Origin of the sequence: Pseudomonas sp. B10, from assembly GCF_900156235.1 — a bacterium.
GTDB classification, from domain to species: Bacteria; Pseudomonadota; Gammaproteobacteria; order Pseudomonadales; family Pseudomonadaceae; genus Aquipseudomonas; species Aquipseudomonas siliginis.
Genome location: NZ_LT707063.1, coordinates 5,124,035 through 5,140,341, shown reverse-complemented (window position 1 = coordinate 5,140,341; position 16,307 = coordinate 5,124,035). Strand labels below are relative to the sequence as shown.

Sequence of the window (16,307 nt, the reverse complement as noted above, 5' to 3'; positions counted from 1 at the left end):
TAGCCAACACATCTGTACAGACAGACAAAACCCACCGTCCCGAATCAACCGGGGCGGCGGGTTTTGTTGTTTCAGACCTCAGCTCAGACCGTATCCACCTTCAACGAATGATCATTGAGCATGCCGCTGATGATCGTCGCCGTGTCGTGGCCGCTGGCAATCATGCCGCCTGCGCCCGGTGTCACGCCGTAGTGGCTGGCGAGGTTGACGCCGGCCAGGTCGATGGTCTGGCTCGGCGCGGCGCCGGCCATGGCGCTGACGTCGATGCTGGTCATCACCGAGGCGCCGCTGCCGCTGACGGTGAAGTGCAGATAGTCGTCCAGCGACGCGGTACTGGCGTTTTCGCCTTGCAGCAGTTGCGACAGATCGAGCCTGTCGGTACCGGGGGTGAAATCGGTAATCAGGTCATGGCCGCTGTTGCCCTTGAGCCACTGGAAGGTGTCGGCCCCTGCCCCGCCCGTCAGCGTATTGTTGCCCATGCCACCGATCAGCAAGTCATCGCCAGCGCCGCCATTGAGGAAGTCGTTGCCGAGGCCGCCGTTGATCACGTTGTTGTTGCCGTCGCCGGTGAGGCTGTCGTTGAAGTTCGAGCCGATCAGGTTTTCGATACCGGTCAACGTGTCAGTACCGGCGCCGAGGGTGTTCTGCGCACCGAGCAGGCCGAGATTGACGGTGACGGCGGCTGTGGCGTGGGCGTAGCTGGCGGTGTCGCTGCCAGTGCCGCCGTCGAGCAGATCGTTGCCCGCGCCGCTGTAGAGCAAGTCGTTGCCAGCGTCGCCGTGCATTTCGTTATTGCCGGAGCCTGCCGTGAGTACGTCGTTGCCGTCGCCGGCATTGATCACGTTGTTGCCGCTGCCCGCCACCAACACATCGTCGCCAGCAGTGCCGGTCAGGGTGTGGCCGTCCTGATAGCTGATGCTGACGTTGGCCGTGTCGCTGCCGCCGTGGTTGTCGTTGGCGGCGTAAGTGCCGTGGTAGTCCGGCGTGATGTCGTGGGCCGCGGCGTAGTTGAGGGTCATGGTCAGCTGGTAGTTCTCCGCCGCATTCGGGTTGCCGCCACCATTACCAATGTTGGTGATGTGAATCTGGTAGACGCCGTCCGCCGAGGCGCTGAGGGTCTGGCCGTCCGCCAGCGCCATCCAGGCACCGCCGTTGAGCGAATACTCCATGCTGATCTTACCGGCACCCAGATTGTGATCCAGATTGAGGGTTTCGCCCTGGCGCAGGTTCACGGTAATGCGGTCTTCATCGTTGGCATTGCTGTTGCTCACCATGCCCAGATAACCGCTGACCACCAGCACGGCGGTCATGGTCGCGGCATTGGCGCTGAAGGCGCTGCGCACGTTGGCCAGGTTCTGGTTGGCCGCATTATTGTTCTGCCCAGTGAAACCGATCAGGCCGGTACCGGTGAAGTCTGCCGCTTTGGAAACCCAACCGGTGTTGAAGCTGGTTGGCGTGGCGTTGAGGGTGTCGCCGTTCGGATCGGTGTCGTTGGCCAGCAACAGCTCGCCCGGCACAACGATGTTGCCTGACAGCACGTTGGTGATGACGTGATCGTCCATCGCTACCGGTGGCGCGTTGGGAATCACTTTTACCGTCAGGGAGGAGCTGGCCAGATCGCCGTCGTTGTCACTGACGGTGAAGCCGATGTTTTCGGTGATCACCACGGCGGTGGTTTTCTGCGAGGTGTAGCTGTATTCGCCGGTGTCGAGGTTGACCACCAGCGTGCCGCTGTTGTTGGTGGCGATACTGACGGTGTTGTTGGCGGTATTGAAAGTGCCGTGATTGGCGCCGCCGCTCGCGGTCAACGAACCCTGGCCACTGAGGGCTTTCGGATCGTAGGTGTAGGTGGTGCCGTCGACCACGATCGACTTGATGAAACCGCCATCGGCGCCGAACGAACCACCGTCGCCCAGCAGCGAACCGGTGACCGGCGCGCCCTGCACGGTGCCGGAGAGCACCGAGTTGAGCTGGTTGAGATCGGTGACCACCACCGCATTGGTATTGGTGTGGTTGATGCCGTCGTAGGCCAGCGGATCGAGGTTGGCGTTGCTCACGCCACTGCCCAGACCGATTGCATAGTTCTTGATGTTGTTGGCGTCGAGGAAGTTTTTCAACGCGGCCTCGTCAGCCGTGCCGATGTCGCCCTCGTTGGGCTTGCCGTCGGAGAAGAAGTAGCCGACGTTCTGTGCCCCGGTGAGTTTGCCGGAGGTGTTGAACGCGGTCTGCATCACCGCCACGGCGGCATCGTAGTTGGTGCCGCCGCCGGCGTTGAGGCCGGCGAGCAATGTCTTGGCAGTAGCGACATCGACCCACACCGTGGTGCGGTCGGCGGCATTGCTGCTGAACGTCACCAACTGCACTTTCACATCGCCCAGATCATCGTACTTGTCGAGCAAGGCGCCAATGGCCTGCTTGGCCAGCGCCAGCCGCGACAGGCCCGGCACGCCAGAGGGATCGGCCATGCTGCCGGAGATGTCGAGGACGATGAGAATGTTGGAATCGATCTCCACTGCGGTAACCGAGCGATCCGAGGCAACGGCTTTCGGCACATCGTCGACGATGTTCACCACCAGGGTGCTGGTGGTGCTGTTGCCCAGTGCATCGGTGGCTTTGTAGGTGAACGTTTCGCTGAGGGTGTTCGGCCCGTCGTTGGCGTTCGGCGCGGTTTTCGGCGCCGAGGTCAGCGTGTAGGTGTAGGTGCCGTCAGCGTTGAGCAGCAGTTGCCCGTAGCTACCGGTGGCGTTGCCGACCAAGGTGTAAGTGATCGCGCCGCTGCCGCCACTGACCGAACCGACCAGCGTGCCGCTGGCGGTTTCACCGGTATTGCCCGGTTCGCTGCCGGTGACTGTGCCGGGGGCGAGATCCTGGCCATCCTTGTTCAGGTCGAGGGCTTTTTCGTAGACCGTCACATCCTGATCCACCGAGGCGACCAGTTTGCTGTCGGCGACGTTGATGGTTAGCGTCGTGGTGCTTTCGTCGCCATCGCTGTCACGGATGGTGTAGGTGAACGTGTCGGTCGCGCCCGGCGGGCTCACCGAGTTCGGGTTGCTGTGGTAAACCGCATTGCCCGCCGCGTCGAGGGTCAGGTAGCCGTAGTTGCCGTTGATGTTGCTGTTGAGCCCGCCGCTGGCCGACGTCGCGGTGTTGCTGCCGGCGCGCACGCCGACCACCGTTGCGGCACCATCGGCGCCGCTGAGGTCATTGCCGAGCACACTGACATTGACCGTGCCGCCCTCCGCCACCGAGCCGGTATCGGCGTTGGCAGTCGGCAGATCGTCGACGATGTTGACGTTGATCTGACCGCTGGCGGTACTGCCATCGGTATCAGTGGCGACCACGTCAAAGCTCTCGCTGAGGCTGTTGGCGCCGTTGGCGTTCGGATGAGCTTCGTTGTCGACCAGGGTGTAGCTGTAACTGACCACGCCGGTGGCCGGATCGTAACCGGTGATGGTGAAGGTGCTGCCCAGCGGCGAGACCACCGATTGCGGCAAACCGGCGGCGACGCCATTGCTGATCACCGCAATGCCGCCGACCGTGAGGGTTTGCAGGCCATCAAGCGCAGTGACGGTGAAGCTGCCGCTTTGGGTCAGCGCCGAGGTGTTGGGGCTGCTGCCGTCGCTGAGGTTTTTCTCGTAGACGGTGATTTCGCCGCCCTTCACATCGAGGCCGTCGAGGCACACCGGATCGTCGTTGTTATGAATGTTCAGCACCAGGTTGGCGGTGCTGGTGTCGCCGTCCGCGTCGGTGATGGTGTAGGCGAAGGTTTCCGTGCCGTTGCCGCCGCCATGGAGGTTTTTGAAGTCGGCGTCGTTGGCGTCCAGCGTGTAGGTGTAAGTGCCGTTGGCGTTGAGCACCAGCGTGCCGTAAGTGCCGGTGAAAGTACCGGCGGTTACCGGGCCGCTGGCGACGCGGTCGGCGCCCTGCACGTCGTTGTCGAGGACGTTGCCGGTCAGGGTCACCTGGGCTTCTGTTGCGCTGTCGGCATTGCTGTCATTCAGCGCCTTCGGCACGTCATCGACGATGCTCACAACGATCGTGCTGGTGACGACATTGCCCAGCGAATCGGTGGCCTGATAGGTGAAGGTTTCGCTCAGGCTGTTGGCGCCGTCGTCAGCATGCGGCGTGGTGGTCGCTGGCGAAGTCAGGGTGTAGGTATAAGTGCCATTGGCATTGAGGACGATCTGCCCGTAATTACCGGTGGCGCTGCCGACCAGTGCATAGCTGATCGCACCGACTGCACCGGTGACCGAGCCGACCAGGGTGCCGGAAGCGGTTTCGCCAGTGCTGTTCGGATCGCTGCCGACCACACTGCCCGCTGCCAGATCCTGGCCGTCCCTGGTCAGGTCGAGGGCTTTTTCGTAGACGGTGACGTCGGTGTCGCTGACCGCTTTCAGGCAGCTGTTGTAGACGTCGATGGTGATGGTCGTGGTGCTTTCGTCACCGTCGGCATCGCGCACGGTGTAGGTGAACACATCCACCGCGCCCGGGCCGTTCACCGCGTTGGGATTGCTGTGATAAACGGCGTTGCCGTTGGCATCCAGGGTGAGGTAGCCGTAGGTGCCGTTGATCTGCGAATTGAGTCCGCCGATGGCCGAAGTCGAGGTGTCGGCACCGGCGCGCACGCCAACCACTGCACCCGTGACCGCCGGGCCGTCAGCGCCGCCGATATCGTTGTTGAGTACGTTACCGCTGACGGTACCGCCCTCCGCCACCGAAGCCGCGTCCGCATGCGCGGTCGGTAAATCATCGACGATATTGACGTTGATCTGGCCGCTGGCGGTGCTGCCATCGGTGTCAGTCGCCACCACGTCGAAGTTCTCGGTGAGGCTGTTGGCGCCGTTGGCGGTTGGATGGGCTTCGTTGTCGGCCAAGGTGTAGCTGTAACTGACTACGCCGGTCGCCGGGTCATAACCGCTGATGGTCAAGGTGCTGCCCAGGGGTGTGATCACCGATTGCGGGAAACCTGCGGCCACGCCGTTGGTGATCACGGCGATGCCGCCGACTGTGAGGGTCTGCAGACCATCGAGAGCGCTGACGGTGAAAGTGCCGTTCTGGGTCAGGGCTGGCGTATTGGGGCTGGTGCCGTCGCTGAGATTTTTTTCGTAGACGGTGAGTTCGCCACCGTTGACGTCGAGGCCGTTGAGCAGCACCGGATCGTCATTGTTGTGGATATTCAGTACGAGATTGGCAGTGCTGGTATCGCCGTCGGCATCGGTGATCGTGTAGGCGAACGTTTCGGTGCCGTTACCGCCGCCGGTCAAGGCTTTGAAATCGGCGTCACTGGTATTGAGCGTATAGGTGTAAGTGCCGTCGGCGTTCAGAACCAAGGTGCCGTAAGTACCAGTGAAAGTGCCCGGCGTGACTGGACCGGTGGGTACGCGGTCAGCGCCTTGGATGTCGTTGGTCAGGACGTTGCCGGTCAGGGTCAGTTGGCTTTCCGAGGCGGTGCCGTTGCTGTCATCGTTGGCTTTCGGCAGGTCGTCGACGATGTTCACGTCCAGCGTGCCGGTGGCGGTGGTGCCGTTGTCATCGACTACCGTGACTGCGAACTGCTCAGGCAGATTATTCGCGCCGTTGGCGTTCGGATGCGCTTCGTTGTCGGCCAGGGTGTAGCTGTAACTGACCACGCCGGTTGCAGCGTTGAACCCGGTAATGGTCAGCGTGCTGCCCAGTGGCGTGGTGATCGATTGCGGGAAGCCTGCGGCAACGCCATTGGTCACCACGGCAATTCCACCAACAGTCAGCGTGGTGACGCCGTCCAGTGCGGTGATGGTGAACGTGCCGTTTTGCGTCAGTGCGCCAGTGTCCGGGGCGCTGCCGTCGCTGAGGTTTTTTTCGTAGATCGTCAGCTCGCCACCAGCGACGTTCAGGCCGTCGATGATTACCGGATCGTCGTTGTTGTGGATCTGCAGAACCAGATTGGCAGTGCTGGAATCGCCGTCGGCATCGGTAATGGTATAGGCAAAGGTTTCCGTGCCGTTGCCGCCGCCGGTCAAGGCTTTGAAGTCGGCATCGCTGGTATTCAGGGTGTAGGTGTAAGTGCCGTCGGCGTTCAGAACCAATGTACCGAAAGTACCAGTGAAAGTGCCCGGCGTAACCGGGCCGGTAGGTACGCGGTCGGCACCTTGCACGTCGTTGGTAAGGACGTTGCCGGTCAGGGTCAGTTGGCTTTCCGAGGCGGTACCGTTGCTGTCGTCGTTGGCTTTCGGCAGGTCGTCGACGATGTTGACGTCGAGGGTACCGGTGGCGGTGGTGCCGTTGTCATCGACCACCGTGACTGCGAACTGCTCAGGCAGATTATTCGCGCCGTTGGCGTTCGGATGCGCTTCGTTGTCGGCCAGGGTGTAGCTGTAACTGACCACGCCGGTTGCAGCGTTGAAACCGGTGATGGTCAGCGTGCTGCCCAGTGGTGTGGTGATCGATTGCGGGAAGCCTGCGGCGACGCCGTTGGTCACCACGGCGATGCCGCCGACGGTCAGCGTGGTGACGCCGTCCAGTGCGGTGATGGTGAACGTGCCGTTTTGCGTCAGCGCGCCAGTGTCCGGAGCGCTGCCGTCGCTGAGGTTTTTTTCGTAGATCGTCAGCTCGCCACCGGCGACGTTCAGGCCGTCGATGATTACCGGATCGTCGTTGTTGTGGATCTGCAGAACCAGGTTGGCAGTGCTGGAATCGCCGTCGGCATCGGTAATGGTATAGGCAAAGGTTTCCGTGCCGTTGCCGCCGCCGGTCAAGGCTTTGAAATCGGCATCGCTGGTATTGAGCGTGTAGGTGTAGGTGCCGTCGGCGTTCAGAACCAAGGTGCCGTAAGTACCGGTGAATGTGCCAGGCGTAACTGGACCGGTGGGTACGCGGTCGGCGCCTTGGATGTCATTGTTGAGGACGTTGCCAGTCAGGGTCAGCAAGGTTTCCGAGGCAATGCCGTTGGCGTCGTCAAACGCTTTTGGCACGTCGTCGGTGATGTTCACGTCCAGCGTGCCAGTGGCGCTGTCGCCATTACTGTCGGTGGCGATCACGGTGAACTGTTCGCTGAGGTTGTTCACGCCGTCGCCGGCCGCGTGGGTTTCGTTGCCGTTGAGGGTGTAGCTGTAGCTGACCGTGCCAGTGGCCGCGTTATAACCGGTGATGGTCAGGGTGTTGCCCAGTTGCGTGGTGATCGACTGGGGAAAGCCGATCGGCACGCCGCCAACAATCACGTTGATGCCGCCGATGCTCAGGCTGTTCAAACCATCCGCTGCCGAGACCGTGAAGCTGCCACTTTGCGTCAGCGCGCCTGGATTGGCCGCTGTACCGTCAGGCAGATTGGCTTCATTGAGGTTCAGCTCGCCATCCGCCCCATTGAGGCCGTTGAGGATGACCGGATTGTTCACCGGTGGCGGTGGCACCACGACCGGTGCTGGCGTGTCGTCGCCATTGTCGATGTCCGCGTCGCGACGATACTCGGGAAATTCGGGAATGCCGTTGAAGCCGGCGGTGGGGAAACCAATGATCGGATCGACTCGGCCGCCGACTTCGGTGAGCAGAACAAAACTGTGCCCGCCGCCCAGTTCACCGGTGTTGCCGGTGGGCGCGTTGGGGCCGGCAGCGGTGGCTTCGGCGGTTTTACTCGGGTCTTCACCGGCGGCGATGGCTTGCTGGATCTGCTCGACATCGGTCAGTTGCGCCTGGCTCGGGGTCTGCGCTTCGTCGACGTTCACCGGCACAGCCTGTTCGGCCAGCAATTGCCCGGTCATGGTGATGCTGCTGCCGCGGCCGAGGGTCAATTGCTCGCCGTTTTGCAGTTTCACTGCCACCGCGCCTTCCGCGCCGGTGATCAGTTGATCGCCGGCGTACAAACGATCGCCTTCGAACAGCGGACGCTTGATGCCGTCGCTCGCCTGGGCGAACACCTGACCAATGACTTTTGTGACCGTACCGATGAGCGTTGCCATGTGAAATCCTCCGCTGCCGACCACCGTCGGCACAGGTTCGCGAAGCAGCCCATGGCTCAATCGGGTTGCCGGGGGCGACGCTCGCACCCTCGACAGTTCGTTTCGCAGGCCCGGTTTGAGGTGAATTGTCAGCGCTATCAAGCACTTGCCAACCCTGTTCAATCCGCCGACCCACTAGCGCTACGTAACGGTGGTGAATCACCCGAGTGACAAAAAACTGTCGCTCATTCACCGTTACGCGTCCCTCCCCTTCAGCAGAACTTCGCAGTGTCTCGCAAAGTGAATGGAACTTTCCTCAAGCCTTTTCGAGCTCCCTAAAGCGCATAAAACAAAGGCTTTCGAGCTGAACAATGTGCTGCTTTTGAAAAACCGCATAAGTTTTTTTTGGAATAAACCTTATGAAAATTTTTTCTTAGCTACGCTCTAGGATGTTCTTAGCTCTGTTGTTACAAGAGTGAAACGCTTACACCCTAAATTTACGTCAAATATTTGGCGACGGTAACACAACATTGAGATCCAGGGAGATGCACCCATGCGCGTTTTAACCCCCCTCTGCAGCGCGGTTTTGCTGGCCATGGCTTGCACTTCCCAAGCCCAGGCGATGAACCTCACCGAGGCGATTCAAAGCACCATCGCCACTCACCCGGAACTGGCTTCGCGCGTGGACGCCCGCCTGTCTGCGGATGAGCAGGTCAAAGTGGCCAAGGGCGGGTTTTATCCGTCGGTCGATCTGAACGCTGCCTACGGGCGTGGCTACAGCGACAACACCAACACCCGCGCCTTCGGTAACCACAACACCGAAATCCTCAATTACACCCAGTCGGAGCTGCGCTTGCGGCAGATGATCTTCGACGGCTTCAACACCGCCAACGAGGTCGAGCGCACCAAGGGCGTGTCCAACTCGCGCGCCTACTACGCGCAAGGCACCGCGCAGGATCTGGCCCTGCGCACCATCGAGGTCTACCTCGAAGTGCTCAAGCGTCGGGAACTGGTGACGCTGGCCAAGAACAATTTGCAGGCGCACTTGCGCGTCAACGATCAGATCGGCCTGCGCACCGAGCGCGGCATCGGCAGCACTGCAGACTCCGATCAATCGGTTGCCCGTCGTGCACTGGCGCAGAACAACCTCGACACCGCCGAAGTCGATCTGGCCGACGCCGAATCGAATTTCTACAGTGTGGTCGGACGCATGCCCGATGAGCTGGAAACCCCGGCCTCGACTCGCGGTGAGATGCCGCCGGACCTGCGTGAAGCGCAGCAGAGCATGGTCGACAACAACCCGTACTTGAAATCCGCCCAGGCTGACGTGCAGTCCGCCGAGAGCCAGTACGAAGTGGCCAAGTCGCCGTTCTACCCGCGCTTCGACGCGGAAGCGGCAGTGGGCGCGAACAACAACGTGCAGGGCGACGAAGGCCACGACAACGAATGGCGTGTCGGTGTGGTGATGAACTACAACCTGTTCCGTGGCGGCAGCGACAAGGCACGTCTGGCCGCGAATGCCCACGACATCAATCAGGCCATGGACATCCGCAACAATGCTTTGCGTCAGCTCAACGAGAACATTCGCTTGGCCTGGAACGCCATGGAAAATGCCAAGAAGCAGACGCCGACCGCTCGCGAATACGCAGAAACCACCAAACGCGTGCGCGCCGCTTATCAGGACCAGTTCGGCCTCGGCCAACGCACCCTGCTCGACCTGCTCGACAGCGAAAACGAGCTGTACAACGCCAACCGTCGCTACACCGAAATCCGCTACACCGAGGAATACTCGATGTACCGCGTGCTGGCGAACATGGGCCAGTTGCTGAGCAAGCAACGCGTGGTGCTGCCGGCTGATGCGATTGCCACGACCGAAGTGAAAAACCAGGCGCGCCTACCGGAACTGAAATAAACGGTGCAGGAACTGACTTTGCCCTGATCGTTCCCACGCTCTGCGTGGGAACGATCCGATAACCGAGCCCGTTCAACAGAGGCAATCACTATGACCAGCATGGAACCCGGCGCCACCGGGGTCGATCCGCGCCTGAGCTTCGACGATCCGTTACTCGACGGTCTGCTGATCCTCTGCAAACTGCACGGCTCCACGGTCAGTCGTGCCAGCCTGAGTGCCGGGCTGCCTCTGAACAAACAACGCCTGAGCCTCGATCTGCTGCCCCGTGCAGCCGCGCGGGCCGGATTGCAGGCGCGGCTGTTGCGCCGTGACCTGAAAGACATTTCGCCGCTGAACCTGCCGATCCTGCTGCTGCTCAACGACGGCCGTACTGCCGTGCTGCGGCGCTTTGGCGAGGACGGCAAAGCCCTGCTGCTGCCCAGTGAAGCCGACGGCGGCGAGCAATGGGTCAGCCGCGAAGAACTCAACGAGCACTACAGCGGCCAGGCCTTGTTCGCCCGCCCGCGCCATGAACTCGAAGACCTGCGCGCGCCGCTGGTGCCACGGGTAAATGCGTGGTTTCGCGACACTCTCAAACTGTCGAAATGGCTGTACAGCGATGCGATTCTCGCCAGTTTTCTGATCAACCTGCTGGGCCTGATGGTGCCGCTGTTTGTCATGCAGACCTACGATCGCGTGGTGCCCAATCAGGCGACCTCGACTTTGTGGGTGCTGTCGGTCGGCCTGTTGATCGGCACCGGTTTTGAACTGGTGCTGCGCGTGGTGCGTGCGCATCTGCTCGACACCGCCGGCAAGAAAACCGATGTGATCCTCTCGGCAACGTTGTTCGAGCGCATCACCGGCATGTCGATGAAGGCGCGGCCAGCAACCATTGGCGGCTTTGCCCAGAGCATTCACGACTTCCAGGGCCTGCGTGAATTTCTCACTGCCGTGACCCTGACGAGTCTGATCGACTTGCCCTTCGTGGTGTTGATGCTGGTAGTGATCGGCCTGCTCGGTGGCTGGCTGGTGGTGATTCCGCTGCTGGCGTTTCCGATCACCATCATTTTCGCCATGGCGATTCAGGTGCGCCTGCGTGACACAGTGCAGAAAAGCCTGAGCCTCGGCGCCGAGCGTCAGGCGGTGCTGATCGAAACCCTCGGCGGCCTGGAAACCCTCAAGGCCTGCGGCGCCGAAAGCGAGCGCCAGCACAAATGGGAAAGCACCCACGGCGCCCTCACCCGCCTCGACAGCCACGCGCGCAACCTGTCGGCGCTGGCCACCAACGGCACCCTGTTCATCCAGCAGTTTTCCGGGATGGCGACGATTGTTGCCGGGGTTTACAGCATCATCGCCGGCAATCTCAGTGTCGGCGCGCTGGTCGCCACTTACATGCTCGGCAGCCGCGTGCTCGCCCCGCTCGGCCAGATCGCCGGGCTGATCACCCGTTACCAGCAAGCGCAACTGACCATGAAAAGCACCGACGCACTGATGGCGCTGCCGCAGGAACGCGACGGCAAACAACGGCCACTGGAACGTACGCAGCTGCAAGGTGCCCTCGACGTCAGCGGCGTGACGTTCCACTACAACGGCCAGAATGCACCGGCGCTGAGCGAGGTCAGCTTCAGCCTGAAACCCGGCGAGCGGGTCGGCATCATCGGCCGCAGCGGCTCGGGCAAAAGCACGTTGGCACGGCTGGTGATGGGCTTCTACGAGGCGGAGGAAGGCCAGTTGCTGCTCGACGGCCTCGACTTGCGCCAACTGGACGTGGCTGACCTGCGCCAGCAGATCGGTTATGTCGCCCACGACTTGCCGCTGCTGGCCGGCAGCCTGCGCGACAACCTGACCCTGGGCGCGCGCTACATCAGCGATTCACGCATGCTCGAAGTCGCCGAACTGACTGGCGTCACCGAACTGGCCCGACAACACCCGCAAGGCTTCGACCGACCGGTGGGCGAACGCGGACAGCTGCTTTCCGGCGGCCAACGCCAAGCGGTGTTGCTGGCGCGGGCATTACTACTCGATCCGCCGATCATGCTGCTCGACGAACCCACCAGCGCCATGGACAACAGCAGCGAAGATGCACTGCGGCAGAAACTGCATGGCTGGGTGCAAGGCAAAACCCTGCTGCTGGTCACCCACCGCACCTCGATGTTGAGCCTGGTGGACCGGTTGCTGGTGCTGGATAACGGCCGGGTCGTCGCTGACGGCCCGAAAGAAGCAGTCATCGAAGCGCTGCGCAAGGGCCGTGTCGGCTCGGCGGCGGTCTAGGAGTTACGCCATGCCTGCTTCTTCCGATAGCAACAAGCGCGGCTACTTCGACAGCTTCGGCAAAAGTGCCGAAGCCGAGTTCATGCCGGAAACCGCCGGCGCGGCGTTGCAGGATTCTCCGCGCAAATCGCGGATCACCGTGTGGCTGGCGGCAGCGCTGCTGATCGCCGCGCTGGTCTGGGCCAAATTCGCCGTGCTCGAAGAAGTGACCATGGGCGAAGGCAAGGCGATTCCGTCGAGCAAAGTCCAGGTGATCCAGAACCTTGAGGGCGGCATTGTCACCGAGATATTCGTTCGCGAAGGCCAGATGGTCGGCAAGGGCGACACCCTGCTGCGTCTGGATGACACGCGCTTTCGCTCGAACAAGGGCGAGAGCGAGGCCGACCGCTACGCGCTGACCGCGCAGGTTGAACGCTTGTCAGCGGAGGCCGAGGGACTCCCCTTCAAACTCTCCGCTGAAGTCATCGCCAAAGCGCCGCAAGTCGCCGAGGACGAGCGCTCGCTGTACGAGCAACGCCAACGCCGCTTGGCCAGCGAACAGCGCACCCTCAGCGAACAGCTGCGGCAGAAGACCCAGGAACTGGCGGAGTTTCGCTCCAAGCAAGGCCAGTTCAGCTCGAGCCTGGCGTTGTTGCAGCAAGAGATGAACATGTCCGAACCGCTGGTGAAAACCGGCGCCGTGTCACCAGTGGAAATCCTCAGGCTCAGGCGCAGCGCGGTGGAGATCCGTGGTTCGCTGAACGCCACCACGCTGGCGATTCCCCGCGCCGAATCGGCGATCGCCGAGATCCGCAGCAAGATCGACGAATCCGAGCAGACCTTCCGTTCCGAGGCCGCCAAAGAGCTGAATGAGAAACGCACCGACCTGTCGAAAATCACCGCGTCGAGCATCGCCATCGACGATCGCGTCAGCCGCACTACGGTGACGTCGCCGGTGCGTGGCGTGATCAAGCAGATGAAGGTCAACACCATCGGCGGCGTGGTCCAGCCGGGCAGCGACATGGTCGAAATCGTGCCGCTGGAAGACAACCTGCTGATCGAAGCCAAGGTCCGCCCGCAAGACGTCGCGTTCCTGCATCCGGGCCAGAAAGCCATGGTCAAGTTCAGTGCCTACGATTACACGATTTACGGCGGGCTGAGCGCCAAACTCGAGCTGATCGGCGCCGATACGATCACCGATGACAAGGGCAACAGCTTCTATCTGATTCAGGTGCGCACCGACAAGAATCACCTGGGCGGCGACGTGAAACCGCTGCTGATCATCCCGGGGATGGTGGCGACGGTGGACATCATTACCGGCGAGAAAAGCGTTTTGGATTACCTGCTCAAACCGGTGCTGAAAGCGCGGACCGAGGCGATGCGCGAACGTTAGCCAATGATCGTTCCCACGCTCCGCGTGGGAATGCCGCCCGGGACGCTCCGCGTCCCTTCACGACGGTGACGCAGAGCGTCAATGGATGCATTCCCACGCAGAGCGTGGGAACGATCATCTGTCGCCATGGTTACGCTGGAAGACCTCCTCCCCCATCGCCGCAATCTGCCCTTCGATCAGCGCTTCAAACGGTTTCAGTAACGGCGCAAACGTCGTCGGCGCTTCGAGGGTTTCCAGCGCCTGCACGATCGCCTCGATCGTCGATAGCGCCCCCGGCCCCGGTGCCTTGCGCAAGCGATAGCGCGACACGCCGCCCTCGGCCAGCGTCACCCGTGGCAGTGCTGCCAGCAGCGGATTGAGGTGCAACATCTTGCGCGCTTTGCGCCAGGTGCCGTCCGGGACGACCAGCAACATTGGCTGATCATTTGGCGCGTAAACCTGCAACGACTGCGCATCCTCAGCCGGGAACAACAAGCGCGCCTGATAACCCGGCCGGTTCAACAGTTTCGGCAAATCCTCGAATACCTCGCCGACAATCAGCTCGGCATTGCTCAGCCCCAGCGCCGCCAGCCGCGCGGTATTCAGCGCGTGACTGACCTCGCTCGGATGCTGCAGCAGCAAGACTCGGGTGCGGCTATCGATGTGTGGAATCAATGGACATAGACAATGGGTCTGGGGGCGCAGGCAGCGTGGGCATTGGGGTCGGGACATGATGGGTTACGCCTGATTCAATTGCGCTTTGAGCAAATCGCGGAAGGTCTGGATCAGCGGCTCGCGGCTGCGGCCCCTGCGCATGATCATCGAAAACGGCGCCTGATAACCGAAGGTCGCCGGCAGCAGAACACGCAGATCACCCTTGTCGGCCCAGGCCTGCGCGTAGTGCTCCGGCAGGTAACCGATGTAGGCGCCGGAGAGCACCAGAATCAGCTGCGCTTCCATATTTTCCACGGTCGCGGCACTGTGTTTGAAACCGTGCCGGGCCAGTTCCGCCTGACTCCAGTAACCGCGCCCGACCATCCGTTGCTGAGTGATGACCTGCTCGGGAATGCGCCGCTCGTTGAACAGTGGATGGCGACTGCTGCAATACAGCCAGTGCTGCTCGCGGTACAGCGGCATGTAGACCAGACCGCTCATGCGCGTGGAAAACGCACCGATGGCCAGATCGAGGCGATTGTCCTGCACGCCGAGTTGCAATTCATAAGGGCTCATCACCGACAGGTGCAGATGCACCGCCGGGTGTTCCTGGCTGTAGGCGCCGATGGCTTCGGCAAACGGCAGGGCCTTGTCGCTGACCGTGGAATCGATCACGCCAAGGTTGAGCGTGCCGCGCAGTTCGCCTTTGAGCGCGGCAGCGTACTGCTCGAAGCCTTCAAGCTCGGCGAGCAGGCGCAGGGTTTCCTGATGGAACAGCTCGCCCTTGCTGGTCAGGCTGAAGCCACCGCGCCCACGATGGCACAGCACCAGACCGAGCGCGGCTTCGAGCTGGCTCATGTAGGTGCTGATCGCCGAGGTCGACAGGTTGAGCTCCTGCTGCGCATTGGCAAAACCCTGATGACGCACGACGCTGACGAAGATGCGCAGGAGTTTCAGGTCGGGTAAAGCGTTGGCCATTTCGGCTCCCAAGGATCGTTCCCACGCTCTGCGTGGGAATGCAGCCCGTGACGCTCTGCGTCACTTGCGAGTACGACTGGACGCGGAGCGTCCGTGGATGCATTCCCACGCAGAGCATGGGAACGATCAGGTGTGGAAGTCTGGCATTAGTTTAGAAAAATCTGAACTAAGTTTTTGCCCGTAGCGATTCTTCCCCATCACTACATTTCGCATCATCGGCCCCACAGCGGCGTCCGAACCTGTGCTCCACGGCGCGCCGGCATAAATAAAACAAAGACGATGAGGCCCTACCCGTGGACAAGATTCTTCACCAACCACTGGGCGGCAATGAAATGCCGCGCTTCGGCGGCATCGCCACCATGCTCCGACTTCCCCATGTACCGACCGCTGCCGGCCTCGACGCTGCCTTCGTTGGCGTGCCGCTGGACATCGGCACTTCGCTGCGCCCCGGCACCCGCTTCGGGCCGCGCGATATCCGCACCGAATCGGTGATGATCCGCCCGTACAACATGGCCACCGGCGCCGCGCCGTTCGACTCGCTGTCGGTTGCCGACATCGGTGACGTGGCGATCAACACCTTCAACCTGCTCGACGCCGTGCGCATCATCGAAGAAGCCTACGACAACATCCTCGAGCACAACGTTATCCCGATGACGCTGGGTGGCGACCACACCATCACCCTGCCGATCCTGCGTGCGATTCATAAGAAGCACGGCAAGGTAGGCCTGGTGCACATCGATGCCCACGCTGACGTCAACGATCACATGTTCGGCGAAAAGATCGCCCATGGCACCACGTTCCGTCGTGCCGTCGAAGAAGGTCTGCTCGATTGCGATCGCGTGGTGCAGATCGGTTTGCGTGCCCAGGGCTACACCGCCGACGACTTCAACTGGAGCCGCGATCAGGGTTTCCGCGTGGTGCAGGCCGAAGAGTGCTGGCACAAGTCGCTGGCGCCGCTGATGGCCGAAGTGCGCGAGAAAGTCGGTGGCGGTCCGGTGTACCTGAGTTTCGACATCGACGGCATCGACCCGGCCTGGGCGCCCGGCACCGGCACCCCGGAAATCGGCGGCCTGACCACCATTCAGGCGATTGAAATCGTCCGTGGCTGCCAGGGCCTCGACCTGATCGGTTGCGATCTGGTAGAAGTCTCGCCCGCTTACGACACCACCGGCAACACCTCGCTGCTGGCCGCCAACCTGCTGTACGAAATGCTCTGCGTACTGCCTGGCGTGGTTCATCGCTGAGGGTCGGG

General features: G+C 61.8%; 7 protein-coding genes. 4 read left to right on the top strand and 3 right to left on the bottom strand.

Annotation, left to right across the window (positions count from 1 at the left end):
- Positions 1 to 83: 83 nt before the first annotated feature.
- Entirely contained in the window at positions 84 to 7,931 is a 7,848-nt protein-coding gene (locus BXA01_RS23295; protein WP_076566518.1) for a retention module-containing protein, read from the bottom strand.
- Positions 7,932 to 8,463: 532 nt separating this feature from the next.
- Between BXA01_RS23295 and BXA01_RS23290 the strand changes: the two genes are divergently transcribed.
- From BXA01_RS23290 to BXA01_RS23280, 3 genes are all read left to right on the top strand, one after another.
- Positions 8,464 to 9,822, top strand: a complete 1,359-nt coding sequence (locus BXA01_RS23290; RefSeq protein ID WP_016771146.1) for a TolC family outer membrane protein — start codon at positions 8,464 to 8,466, stop codon at positions 9,820 to 9,822.
- A gap of 90 nt (positions 9,823 to 9,912) precedes the next feature.
- Positions 9,913 to 12,072 carry a type I secretion system permease/ATPase gene (locus BXA01_RS23285; protein WP_076566516.1) on the top strand — a complete coding sequence of 720 codons (2,160 nt, stop codon included), beginning with the start codon at positions 9,913 to 9,915 and terminating at the stop codon, positions 12,070 to 12,072.
- Between the two features lie 10 nt (positions 12,073 to 12,082).
- Entirely contained in the window at positions 12,083 to 13,444 is a 1,362-nt protein-coding gene (locus tag BXA01_RS23280) for an HlyD family type I secretion periplasmic adaptor subunit (protein WP_076566514.1), read from the top strand.
- A gap of 114 nt (positions 13,445 to 13,558) precedes the next feature.
- Here the strand turns inward: BXA01_RS23280 and BXA01_RS23275 are convergent, their stop codons facing one another.
- Together BXA01_RS23275 and BXA01_RS23270 are read right to left on the bottom strand one after the other, a co-directional pair.
- Positions 13,559 to 14,155, bottom strand: a complete 597-nt coding sequence (locus tag BXA01_RS23275; protein ID WP_076566512.1) for a tRNA-uridine aminocarboxypropyltransferase — start codon at positions 14,153 to 14,155, stop codon at positions 13,559 to 13,561.
- A 6-nt stretch (positions 14,156 to 14,161) separates the two neighbouring features.
- Positions 14,162 to 15,055, bottom strand: a complete 894-nt coding sequence (locus BXA01_RS23270) for a LysR family transcriptional regulator (RefSeq protein WP_076566510.1) — start codon at positions 15,053 to 15,055, stop codon at positions 14,162 to 14,164.
- Positions 15,056 to 15,348: 293 nt separating this feature from the next.
- Between BXA01_RS23270 and speB the strand changes: the two genes are divergently transcribed.
- The gene (gene speB, locus BXA01_RS23265) at positions 15,349 to 16,299 is read left to right on the top strand and encodes an agmatinase (protein ID WP_003222717.1); all 951 of its coding nucleotides are present in this window, start codon (positions 15,349 to 15,351) and stop codon (positions 16,297 to 16,299) included.
- Positions 16,300 to 16,307: the final 8 nt, after the last annotated feature.